Below are 11,367 nucleotides of genomic sequence, written 5' to 3' on the forward strand. Positions count from 1 at the left end.
AATGTCGCTCATTAAACCACAACCCGTTCACGCTGTGGATAAAAATCTGGTTACGGCGTTACTGTGACTTCTGCTGACGCGCCTGGCGACGATGACGCCACACTTCAATGACGCCTGGCAGTATCGAAACCACGATAATGCCAACAATCAGCAACTTGAGGTTCTCTTGTACTACTGGCAAATCACCAAACAGGTAGCCGGCATAAGAGAACAACAGCACCCACAGCAGCGCGCCCGTAACGTTAAAGAGCGCAAAGTGGCGATAAGACATGTGCCCCATCCCTGCCACAAAGGGGGCAAAGGTTCGCACGATTGGCACAAAGCGCGCAAGTATAATGGTTTTGCCGCCGTGGCGATCGTAGAACGCGTGGGTCTTATCCAGATAGCTGCGACGGAAAATTTTTGAGTTCGGATTACTAAATAGCTTCTCACCGAACAGACGACCAATAGTGTAGTTCACCGCATCGCCGAGGATGGCGGCGATCACCAGCAATGTCACCATCACATGCACGTTGAGATCGTTGCCAGGCAACGCCGCTAGCGCGCCCGCCACAAACAGCAGAGAGTCGCCCGGCAAGAACGGGGTAACCACCAAACCGGTTTCACAGAACAGAATCAGGAACAGTATGGCGTAGATCCACACGCCGTACTGCGCCACCAACTCCGCCAAATGCACATCAATATGCAGAATAAAATCGATTAGAAAGTGGATGAATTCCATACGTCTCCCCGACGTCCATTAATTAACGGTTAATCTGCAAGGAACAACGGTCCCAACGCAGGCTGAGGTAATGCAAAGTGGGATGGATAATCCACCGCCACCAAATAGAGCCCCTCGGCTTTGGCGGTCGCCGCCGCCAACGTACGATCTTTCGCGGCTAACAGCGTCGCCATCCACTCTTCGGGCTGATTGCCGCAACCTATTTCCATCAGGCTGCCAACAATGTTGCGCACCATGTGATGTACAAAGGCGTTGGCTTTAATATCCACCACCACATACGGACCATGACGCGTCACATTCAGATGCATCACGTTGCGCCACGGCGTACGTGATTGGCACTGCACCGCGCGGAACGAGGTAAAGTCGTTCTCGCCAATCAACACCTGACCGGCGCGCTGCATTTTTTCCACATCCAGCGGATGGTAAAAATGGGTAATGCCTTGCGCCAGAATCGCCGGACGCAGCCGATGGTTGTAAATCACATAACGATAACGCCGTGCGGTGGCGCTAAAACGCGCATGAAACTCTTCCGGCACCGCTTTCACCCAACGCACCGCAATATCCGCCGGCAAATTGGCATTCACGCCTAACGTCCATGCAGCATCGGCGCGTGGCGAAGTGGTTTCAAAATGCACCACTTGTCCAGTGCCATGCACACCGGCATCGGTGCGGCCGGCACAAAACACCACCACCGGATGATCCGCCACTTTCGACAGCGCTTTTTCCAACTTTTCCTGCACGCTGCGCACTTCGTTTTGCCGCTGCCAGCCATAATAACGGCTGCCATCGTATTCAATACCCAACGCCAGCTTAAGCGTCTTACCTTCAGGTAACATTAATAGAAATACTCCTGCACCAGCTTCTCGGCGGTTTTCACTGCCATCAGTGCACCGCCGAAGCGGACGTTGTCGGAGACCGACCAGAATTGCAGCTGTTCTGGCATGCCATAATCGTTGCGCACGCAGCCAATGCTCAGCACGTCGCTACCGGAAGCATCACCCACTTGCGTTGGATAATCGCTCTCTTCAGTCAGATTGATATCACCGCCGCGGCCCAGCTCATCACGCGCTTCTTCCGCTGACAGCGGACGCAGATTCTCAACGTGCACGATCTGCGCATTGCCATAAAACACCGGCGCTTGAATGCTGGTCACAGCAATCGGCAAACCTTCGTCCTGCAACACTTTACGCACCTGTTCAACCACGCGGCGCTCGCTCTCAACGCTGCCGTTGCTGTCAGCTAACAGCGGCAACATGTTGAACGCCAACTGGCGGCCAAAATAGTGGGTTTCCGCCGGAACACCATTGAGTAAACGCGCGCTTTCGCCCGCCAAACCATCTACCGCGGCTTTACCATGGCTGGAAGCGGCGATCAGGTTAGTTACCTGCAAACGGCTCAAACCGGCCAGATCCACCAGCGGTTTGATGGCGCACAGCAGCTGGCTTACCAGGCTATCCGCAACGGTGATGATGTTGCGATTACGATAATCAGCCAGCACTTGCGGATTGACGTCTGGCACCACCAGCGGCACATCCGGCTCCAGCGCGAACAGATCGCTGCTGTCGATCACCAAACAACCCTGGCTGGCAGCTTCTTCGGCATAGCGCGCCGACGCTTCACGTCCGGCAGTAAAGAACGCCAGTTGTACCTGCGTCCAGTCAAATTCTGCCGCGTCTTGCACGATTACGGTACGTCCCTCAAAACGTTTGTTTTCACCAGCACCGTTTTCACTTGCCAGCAAATACAACTCACCAACCGGGAACTGGCGTTCAGCCAGCAGTTCCAGTACAGCGTTCCCTACTGCGCCTGTTGCGCCTAAAAGCGCGATATTCCAGCCGTCAGACATGTTGGTTTACTCCAGACAATGACACAAAAACAGAAGGCGGTGAAAACACCGCCCGAGATTTAGGATTTTTCCCGCACATTATCGCAGGTGATTGAATTAACTTTACAAACTGGCGCGAAAGCCGAGTTGATTGAGCATCGCCGCCGTCTCGGCATCATCGCAATTTACCTGCAACGATGACCATTCACGACGCTCTTCATATTGTTTGCGCAGGCGATCAAACTCGCCCGGCTGCGCGGCCACTTTACGCAGCGGCGCATCATCGCGGCGCACATCATACACCAGATGCACCAGGCGTTTTAGCGTTGGCTGATCGAGTTTGCCGCGTAACGTAACGGAGCCGAATTCTGGCGCAGGCAACAGGCTATCCAGAGAGACCTGCTGCGGCTGACCGATAAATTCACACCAGGCTTCGAATACTTGCGTGGTGCCGCGCGCTTTGCCCTCCAGCGTGTAACCGGCAATGTGCGCAGTGGCGATATCGACTTTATCCAGCAGATCCAGTGACAGTTCCGGTTCCGGCTCCCACACATCCAGCACTACGCTGAGATCGTGACGCATTTTCAGCACTTCCAGCAGCGCGGCGTTATCCACCACCGCACCGCGACAGGCGTTGATCAGAATGGTATTGGGTTTCAGCGCCATCAGCAGCGCCGCATCAGCCAGATGCCAGCTTTTATACCGGCCATCTTTAAACAGCGGCGTGTGGAAAGTGAGGATATCGGCCTGTGCGACCAGCTCATCCAGTGAATGGAATGCTTCCTGATCGCCACGATCGGCGCGCGGTGGATCGCACAGCAGGGTTTTCACGCCCCACGCTTCAAGCCGCTTCTGCAATCTGCCACCGACATTGCCGACGCCAACAATGCCAACGGTACGATCACGCAGCGCAAAGCCATCGCGCTCGGCCAGCAGCAGCAGTGAAGAGAACACATATTCCACCACCGCAATCGCGTTACAGCCGGGCGCCGCCGAGAAGCTGATACCGGCCGCCGCCAGCGAGGCATCGTCAACGTGATCGGTGCCCGCCGTCGCGGTGCCGACAAATTTCACTGGCGTTCCCGCTAACAGCGCCGCGTTCACTTTGGTGACCGAGCGCACCATCAGGCCGTCGGCATCTTGCAGCTCGGCTTCTGGCAGCGGACGTCCCGGCACGGCGACAACATCGCCAGTGCGGCTGAACAGTTCACGGGCATAAGGCATATTTTCATCGACGAGAATTTTCACTGCGGCGGTCCTGTCTGCGAAGAATTTTGAGGCGCGTATTTTGCCATAAAGCCGGAGATTAACCTAACCGGCTGCGATAGCGATCGGGCGTGGTGCCGGCCTGTTGCTGAAACATCACAATCAGCGCCGACGCCGAACTGTAACCCAGTTCATGCGCGATGCCTTGCACGCTGCAACCCTGTTCCAGCAAGGCGATAGCGCGCAAAAAACGTAAACGCTGCCGCCATTCGCTGAATGACATATTCAACTGCTGCTGACAGCGCCGCGCCAGCGTACGCTCAGTGGTGAACACCCGCTTCGCCCATTGTGCCAGTGTGGTGTTGTCGCCAGGATGCGCTTCCAGCGCGCGCAAAATCGGCGCGAGAAATTTGTCATCCGACATCGGCAAATAGCTGTTGTGCACCGGCGCCACGCGCAGCCGATCAATCAGCACTTCACATAAACGCCAATCGGCTTGCGTTTGCGGTTGCTCCAGTTCACGGGATGCAAACTCGCTCATGATCGCATGCACAATGCCATCAACATGCAGCAAGCAGGCTTTATCCGGCATATCGGTGCAAAGATCGGCGGCAAGATTGAAGGTGCAAAAACGCGCGTAATTGTGGTTGTAGCTACTGTGGCGATGGCCGGGCGGGATCCAGATCGGCATATCGGCGGGCGTCAGCAGACGTTCACCTTCCACTTCCATCTCCAACACATGGCTGGTGACGAATATCGCCTGCCCCCAATCGTGCGCATGCGGCAGATATTCAGTTTTGGCATTGACCTCGTCGTAGCGCATGAAGAAGCGTAATAACGGCGCATCAATTGGCGGTTGATATTCGACTTGAAGATTCATTCTGTCCGGTCACTAACAAATATTGTCCGATTTTAACTATCTAGTTTAAACCGGTCAAACGTAAACTATTCGCGATTATCTGAGGAGCTGTATCATGAATTTACTGTTTCCGCTGATCGCGGTACTGATCTGGTCGATCAATACGATTGTCAGCAAACTCTCGGCGGGCAGCATCGATCCGGCGGCGATCTCCTTCTATCGCTGGTTGCTGGCTTTGCTGGTGTTAACGCCGTTTTGCCTGCCAGGCGTATGGCGTCATCGTCTCACCATTAAAGCCAACGGCTGGCGTTTATTGACGCTTGGCCTGCTCGGCATGGTGCTGTATCAAAGCCTGGCGTACTACGCGGCGCACAGCGTGTCGGCGGTGATGATGGGCATTCTTGGCGCGACCATTCCGCTGCTGACCATTTTGTTAAGCATCGTGGTGCTGCGCCTTGCGCCAACGCGCGGCATCCTGATTGGCGGGATTTTATCGTTTGTCGGTTTGGTGTGGCTGGTCAGCGCAGGCAATCCTGCGCAGTTGCTCAATCAACGTCTCGGCAATGGTGAATTGATGATGCTGGCAGCATCAACCTCTTACGCGCTATACGGCGTGTTAACGAAGCGCTGGGCAATTCCGCTGCCGACCTGGCAAAGCCTGTATGTGCAGATTTTCTTTGGCGTCCTGCTGCTGTTGCCAGGATTCCTGCGCGCGCCGGATGTGTCGCTCAATCCGCACAACCTGCCGTTGGTATTGTATGCCGGATTGTTTGCCTCAATCATTGCGCCGTTCTTGTGGATCCTCGGTGTGCAGCGACTCGGTGCCAGCACCACCAGTATTTTCATGAACTTCGTACCGGCCTTTACTGCAATTATCGCAGTCATGTTCCTGCACGAGCAGTTGCATGCCTATCACTGGATTGGCGGCGGCATGACATTAGTGGGCGTGATCCTGGCGCAACGTCTGAAAACACCGCTTCGTAAGCCACGTAACGCCAGCCTGGCGGATCCCGCCGCCTGATTTTATTATCTGGAAAGGCCGCAGCCCCCGTGGATTTCCTGGGGGCTTTTGCTATCATATGGCCTCGTTTTTCCGGCGCACCCGGATCTGACCCGTTTTTCAAGGATTCCGCCATGCAACCTATCAGCGGTCCCGGTGTGCCCGCGGGCGATCGTTCCTCTTTAACGCCAGCGACTGGCCCTGCGCGTCCTGGCGGTCCTGCCGGTGAACAGCCGTTATCTCCTGCCCAGCGTACAACGCTGGAGCGCCTGATTGTGCGCATCATGTCGTTGAGCACGCTGAAAGCACCCGAGTTGTGGGCGGGCGTGCGTCATGAAGTTGGCGTAAAGAATGAAGCAGAGCTGCAATCACGTCATTTCCCGGCGGCAGAACAGCATCTGAATGGTCGCCTGACTCAGGTACAAAACAGCCTTGCCACGCGTCAGTTATTGCAACAGCTGCTGGAAAAATTGCCGCAGGGCAACAATCGCCAGGCGGTGAGCGAGTTTATTCGTCAGCAGTTTAATCAAACGGTGTTAAGTGCGCTGTCGCAGGATCAACTGCGTCAGGTATTGACGATGTTGCAAAACGGGCAGATGGCGATCCCGCAGCCGCAGCAAACGCGCGTCTCGGATCGTTCGTTGCTACCCGCCGAGCAGCAATCACTGAATCAGCAGGTTACGCGACTGGCGGCGAAAACCGGTGAATCGCCGGTGAAACTGCTGGCTGATACCTTGAAACTGGTGAATTTGAAAAGTGGCGATCCGATCCCTTCCCGCCATTTCCCGTTGCTGACGCAATATTTGCAGGTGCGCCAGACGCTAGCGCAGCACAGTGCGCCCACCTTGCAGATGCTGGAAACCTCATTGCGTCAGCCACTGACCCATGATGAGCAGCGTTTGCTGGAAGATTACAGCCAGCAGCGTTTCCAGGCGACGCCGCAAACGGTATTGACGCCTACCCAGACGCAGGATTTGCTTAATCTGCTGTTTAGCCGTCGCGCCGAGAAACTGCATGAACAGCCGCTGGCGGATAGCGAAATTCGCCCGCAGCCGATTTGGTCGCCGTTCATCCAGATGCTGCCAGAGCCGTTAGCGCAACGCCCGGCATTCACGCTAATCGCCGGGCTTTTCCTGTTCATCTTCCTGCTGTGGCTGTTTATCTAGCAGCCGCAGTTGGCAGCGGGCGTGGCATTGGGCCATTCGCCCGCTGCTGTGCCCCACGCCATCGGATGACCGTCGCGTTTCCAGAAATCTAACCCGCCAATCAGTTCCTTTACCTGAAAGCCCAACTCTGCCAGCTTCAGCGCCGCTTTGGTTGAGCCGTTGCAACCAATGCCGTCGCAATAGGTGATGTAGACTTTGCGGCGATCAAGATGCGCGGTGGATTCCGCATTCATGGTGCGATGCGGGAACGACAATGCGCCACAAATGTGCCCGGCTTGATAGACCTCGCTGGAACGCGCATCAATCACCACAATCTCACTAATACCTTGCGCCATATCTTCGGCTAAATCCCACGCATCGGTGTAATACGCCAGTTTATGTTGCAGATAAGCCACGCTCTGTTCGGCGCTCGCTGGCGCAAATTTTAATACCGCTGACATCGTATTCTCCTGCTGTGATTTTCCGCCAGTTTACGGCAAAGTGGTCTGCATACTGAGACCACTTTCATTATGATGATAAGACCATTATGCGCACTTCGTTTTTATCGCTGTTTAGTCATCAAACCCAAGGTGGCCTGCGCGATCGTCTGTGCGCCACCCTGCGCCAGGCCATTGCCAAAGGACATCTGCGCCATCAACAAAAGTTACCTTCCAGTCGCCAGTTGGCGGCGGATTTGTCGCTGTCACGCGTTACGGTGGAAGCGGCTTATGCGCAGCTGGAGAGCGAAGGCTATCTGCAACGTCACAGCGGGCGCGGTACCTTTGTGTCGATTCAGATGTCACTCTCCACGCCAAAAGTGAGCGTAGATCGTTCGCCGCGCTTTTCGCAGCGCGGTCAACAAGTGCTGGCAACCGGTGGCTGCCAGGATCCGCCTTTTCCACATGCTTTTGCTGCCGGTTCGCCGGAATTGCGCGCTTTTCCCCACGCGCAGTGGCGCCGCATCAGCGCGCAGGTGCAGCGCACGCAAGGCAGTAAAGTGATGGGTTATGGCGATCCACTGGGATTACCCGCTTTGCGCCAAGCGGTGGCGGATTATCTGGCGCTGTCGCGGGGTGTGCGCTGTTCGGCTGAACAAATTGTAATGTTGACCAGTTCGCAACAGGCGCTGCAATTGCTGGCGCTGATGTTTCTCGATGCGCAAGACGATGTGTGGCTGGAGGAGCCAGGTTATCCCGGGGCGCGCAATGCGTTTCTTGCCGCTGGGGCGCGCTGTCGCGCCATGCCGCTGGATGCTGAAGGTGCGGTGCCGCTCGATGGCAGCGCAAAACTGGTGTATTTAACCCCGGCGCATCACTATCCGAGCGGCTCGCCGATGAGTTTGGCGCGACGATTACAGTGGCTGGCGTGGGCAAAACAGCATGATAGCTGGCTGATCGAGGACGATTACGACAGCGAATTTCACTACGACGATCGCCCTGCTCCGGCGCTGCAAGGATTAGAAGCGGATGCGCGGGTAATTTGCCTCGGCACCTTCTCCAAAACCTTATTCCCGTCGCTACGCCTGGCCTGGATGGTGGTGCCGCCGCAATTGGTCGATGCGTTGGGTCGCGCGCGCAGCGTAATGGATGGTCACAGCGCTTTACTGCCGCAAGCGATTACCGCCGAGTTCATGCAACAAGGTCATTTCGCCAGTCATTTGCGCTTGATGCGCCAGTTGTATCGCAGTCGGCGTGATTGCTTACTGGAGCAGATCGAAACGCGCTTGCCAGCATGGCTCAAACCTTTGCCTGCGGCAGGTGGTTTGCAGTTAACGGTGCAACTGCTGCACGGCGATGAAGCGCAATTAACCCAGCAAGCTGGCGAAATGGGATTGTTATTGCCGCGCCTGTCGCCGTTGTATGCGGATAACCCGCGACAAGCGGGATGGTTGTTGGGATTCGCCGCGCTGACGCCCGGAGAAATCGTCAGCGCCTGCGATAAGCTGGTTATGCTGTTGTCACGTGACGTGCAAACGTCCAGGTAACCAAAATTCCCAGCGCGGCGCAGCATGCTCCGGCCAAATAGACTGAACCGTAACCGAGCGCGGTCGCCAGCAAACCGGTTAACGGGCCGCTGGTACCGTAAGCGATATCCTGAAACGCCGAGAAGCCGCCAAGTGCGGTGCCACGAATCTGTGGCGAGACGCGCTTGATCACCTCAACGCCCAGCGCCGGGAATATCAGCGAACAGCCACAGCCGGTCAACGCTGCGCCAATCAGCGCCATCCCGCCAGAACTGGCAAAGGCCAGCGTCAGTAAACCGGCGCTCTCCACCAGCAGCGAAACCATCGCCACTTTTACGCCGCCATGGCGATCCGGCAAACCGCCAAAAAACACCCGCACCATAACAAAAGCACAGCCAAAGGCGGTGAGTGCGAAACCGGCATTGCCCCAGTTTTCTGCGGCGAAATAGAGCGACGTAAACGTGCCGATAACAGCGAAACCGGTGCCTTGCAGCGCCAGTGCCAACCCTGGCTGGAAGATGATTTTCACTACGCTGAACAGGGATGGGCGTTCGCCTCCTGCCACCGGCACTTTGCTGATCCAACTATTGAGCGCCAGTGCCAGCAACGGCAGCAACATGGCGACCGCGCCGAGTGCGGCAAATCCGCCGTGCTGATTTATCAACAAACCCAATGGCGCACCGGCGGCCAGCGATCCATATATCGCCATGCCGTTCCACGACATCACCAAGCCGGAACGTTTGCTGCCGACCAATCCCATGCCCCACGTCAGATTGCCGGTCAGCAGCAAGCTTTCGCCAAAACCGAGCAATAAGCGCCCGACTGCCAGCAAACCAAATTTGGCCCAAGGTGAAACCGGCAACAGCGCAGCGGCGAGATAAGCCACGCCCACCAGCGCGATGGCGATCATGCCATGTTGCGTGGTGAGTTTGGCACCGTGTTGATCGGCACGACGCCCGGCGAAACTGCGCGTTAATAGCGTGGCAAAGAACTGAATGCCGACCGCTACGCCCACCATCACGTTGCTCATGCCCAATTCCTGATGGACATACAGCGGAATCACCGGCAGCGCCAGACCTGCGGTTAAATAGGTCAGGAATACCGCAAAGGAAGTGCAGGCGAGCGGCAAAACGGATGGCGTCTGCGCATCAGCAGTGGTGGTCATGATCGGTCAAACTCCTTGTAATCACCAGACACGCGCGCTTGCTGCGATAACACAGAAACGGGATATTTGGTTCACATCAAGATGGAATTGATAATTTTATTTCGTAAGTCGAGGAGGATGAGTGTAGGTAAGCGAAGGGGGAATTGTCAAAAACAACAAGGGCCGGATTAACCGGCCCTTGATAATCAGCATTGCCAGGTCACCATAAATGGCGACCCTACGGGCAATTACGCTGGCAGTTTACGCATAGTTAAAGTCGCGTTAGTTCCGCCAAAGCCGAAGCTGTTTGACATCACGGTGGTCAGCGCTTTTTCAGTTGGCTTGGTCACGATGTTCAGACCTTTACCTGCTTCATCCAGCTCTTCCACGTTGATGCTTGGCGCGATAAAGCCGTGTTCCAGCATCAGCAAGGTGTAAATCGCTTCCTGCACGCCTGCCGCACCCAGTGAGTGACCGGTCATCGCTTTGGTAGCAGATATGGATGGGCAGTTGTCGCCAAACACTTCGCGAATCGCACCCAGCTCTTTCACATCACCGACTGGCGTAGAAGTACCGTGGGTGTTGAGGTAATCGATTGGGGTATCAAGACCTTGCATTGCCATCTTCATGCAGCGCACTGCGCCTTCGCCTGAAGGAGCAACCATGTCTGCGCCGTCTGACGTTGCGCCGTAACCGACGATTTCAGCGTAGATGTGTGCACCACGTGCCAGAGCGTGTTCCAGCTCCTCGACCACCACCATACCGCCGCCGCCAGCGATGACGAAACCATCACGGTTAGCATCGTAAGTACGTGAGGCTTTTTCTGGCGTTTCGTTGTATTTGGTGGACAGTGCGCCCATCGCATCGAACTCACAGGCCATTTCCCAACTCAGCTCTTCGCCGCCGCCAGCAAACACGATGTCCTGCTTGCCCAGTTGGATCTGCTCAACCGCGTTACCGATGCAGTGTGCAGAAGTCGCACAAGCTGAACTGATTGAGTAGTTCACACCGTGGATTTTGAAGGGGGTTGCCAGACAAGCTGAAACGCCAGAACCCATGGCTTTGGTCACAACATATGGACCTACCGCTTTAAGGCCGCGTGGGCTACGCATCGCGTCAGCACCAAACACCTGATAACGCGGAGAACCACCGCCGGAACCGGCAATCAGGCCAACACGAGGATTTTGCTGATACTGCTCGTCAGTCAGGCCAGAATCTTTGATCGCTTCGGCCATGGAGAGGTAAGCATAAATAGAGGCATCACTCATGAAACGCACGATTTTGCGATCGATGAGCCCGTTGGTATCCAGTTTGACGTTGCCCCATACGTGACTGCGCATACCGGCATCTCTCATCTCTTCAGAGAAAGTGATACCTGAACGGCCTTCACGCAGAGAAGCCAGCACTTCTTGCTGGTTATTACCAATGCTGGAAACAATACCCAGGCCAGTAATCACTGCACGTTTCATTCAATAATCCTCGTTCCACATATTTGGATGTGGTG

General features: G+C 55.7%; 11 protein-coding genes. 3 read left to right on the top strand and 8 right to left on the bottom strand.

Annotation, left to right across the window (positions count from 1 at the left end; all coding sequences use genetic code 11):
• Positions 1-58: 58 nt before the first annotated feature.
• The 5 genes from ABDW13_RS16705 to ABDW13_RS16725 all read right to left on the bottom strand — a co-directional run bounded on the left by ABDW13_RS16705 (position 59) and on the right by ABDW13_RS16725 (position 4,632).
• Entirely contained in the window at positions 59-721 is a 663-nt protein-coding gene (locus ABDW13_RS16705; RefSeq protein ID WP_343553673.1) for a DedA family protein, read from the bottom strand.
• 29 nt (positions 722-750) lie between these two features.
• Complete coding sequence (gene truA, locus ABDW13_RS16710; RefSeq protein ID WP_343553674.1) at positions 751-1,557, bottom strand: tRNA pseudouridine(38-40) synthase TruA; 807 nt, start codon at positions 1,555-1,557, stop codon at positions 751-753.
• On the bottom strand, positions 1,557-2,567 hold the full coding sequence (locus ABDW13_RS16715; RefSeq protein WP_343553675.1) for an aspartate-semialdehyde dehydrogenase: 1,011 nt from the start codon (positions 2,565-2,567) through the stop codon (positions 1,557-1,559). The genes truA and ABDW13_RS16715 overlap by 1 nt, the downstream gene beginning before the upstream one ends.
• 102 nt (positions 2,568-2,669) lie before the next feature.
• Positions 2,670-3,794, bottom strand: a complete 1,125-nt coding sequence (pdxB, locus tag ABDW13_RS16720; protein WP_343553676.1) for a 4-phosphoerythronate dehydrogenase PdxB — start codon at positions 3,792-3,794, stop codon at positions 2,670-2,672.
• A 58-nt stretch (positions 3,795-3,852) separates the two neighbouring features.
• On the bottom strand, positions 3,853-4,632 hold the full coding sequence (locus ABDW13_RS16725) for a helix-turn-helix transcriptional regulator (protein ID WP_343553677.1): 780 nt from the start codon (positions 4,630-4,632) through the stop codon (positions 3,853-3,855).
• 94 nt (positions 4,633-4,726) lie between these two features.
• Between ABDW13_RS16725 and ABDW13_RS16730 the strand changes: the two genes are divergently transcribed.
• Together ABDW13_RS16730 and flk are read left to right on the top strand one after the other, a co-directional pair.
• Positions 4,727-5,632, top strand: a complete 906-nt coding sequence (locus tag ABDW13_RS16730; protein WP_343553678.1) for a DMT family transporter — start codon at positions 4,727-4,729, stop codon at positions 5,630-5,632.
• Between the two features lie 113 nt (positions 5,633-5,745).
• Positions 5,746-6,777, top strand: a complete 1,032-nt coding sequence (gene flk, locus ABDW13_RS16735) for a flagella biosynthesis regulator Flk (RefSeq protein WP_343553679.1) — start codon at positions 5,746-5,748, stop codon at positions 6,775-6,777.
• On the opposite strand, the gene ABDW13_RS16740 is transcribed toward flk, so the two are convergent.
• The gene (locus ABDW13_RS16740) at positions 6,774-7,217 is read right to left on the bottom strand and encodes a rhodanese-like domain-containing protein (RefSeq protein WP_343553680.1); all 444 of its coding nucleotides are present in this window, start codon (positions 7,215-7,217) and stop codon (positions 6,774-6,776) included. The two genes, flk and ABDW13_RS16740, sit on opposite strands and share 4 nt — an antisense overlap.
• An 86-nt stretch (positions 7,218-7,303) precedes the next feature.
• Here ABDW13_RS16740 and ABDW13_RS16745 point away from each other — a divergent pair, with 86 nt between their 5' ends.
• Positions 7,304-8,740 carry a PLP-dependent aminotransferase family protein gene (locus ABDW13_RS16745; protein WP_343553681.1) on the top strand — a complete coding sequence of 479 codons (1,437 nt, stop codon included), beginning with the start codon at positions 7,304-7,306 and terminating at the stop codon, positions 8,738-8,740.
• On the opposite strand, the gene ABDW13_RS16750 is transcribed toward ABDW13_RS16745, so the two are convergent.
• Positions 8,703-9,884, bottom strand: coding sequence for an MFS transporter (locus tag ABDW13_RS16750; protein WP_343553682.1), 1,182 nt, complete (start codon positions 9,882-9,884; stop codon positions 8,703-8,705). The two genes, ABDW13_RS16745 and ABDW13_RS16750, sit on opposite strands and share 38 nt — an antisense overlap.
• Positions 9,885-10,111: 227 nt before the next feature.
• Positions 10,112-11,332, bottom strand: coding sequence for a beta-ketoacyl-ACP synthase I (gene fabB / locus ABDW13_RS16755; RefSeq protein WP_343553683.1), 1,221 nt, complete (start codon positions 11,330-11,332; stop codon positions 10,112-10,114).
• Positions 11,333-11,367 lie beyond the last annotated feature (35 nt).

Source organism: Pantoea sp. (assembly GCF_039594315.1).
Lineage (GTDB): Bacteria > Pseudomonadota > Gammaproteobacteria > Enterobacterales > Enterobacteriaceae > Pantoea.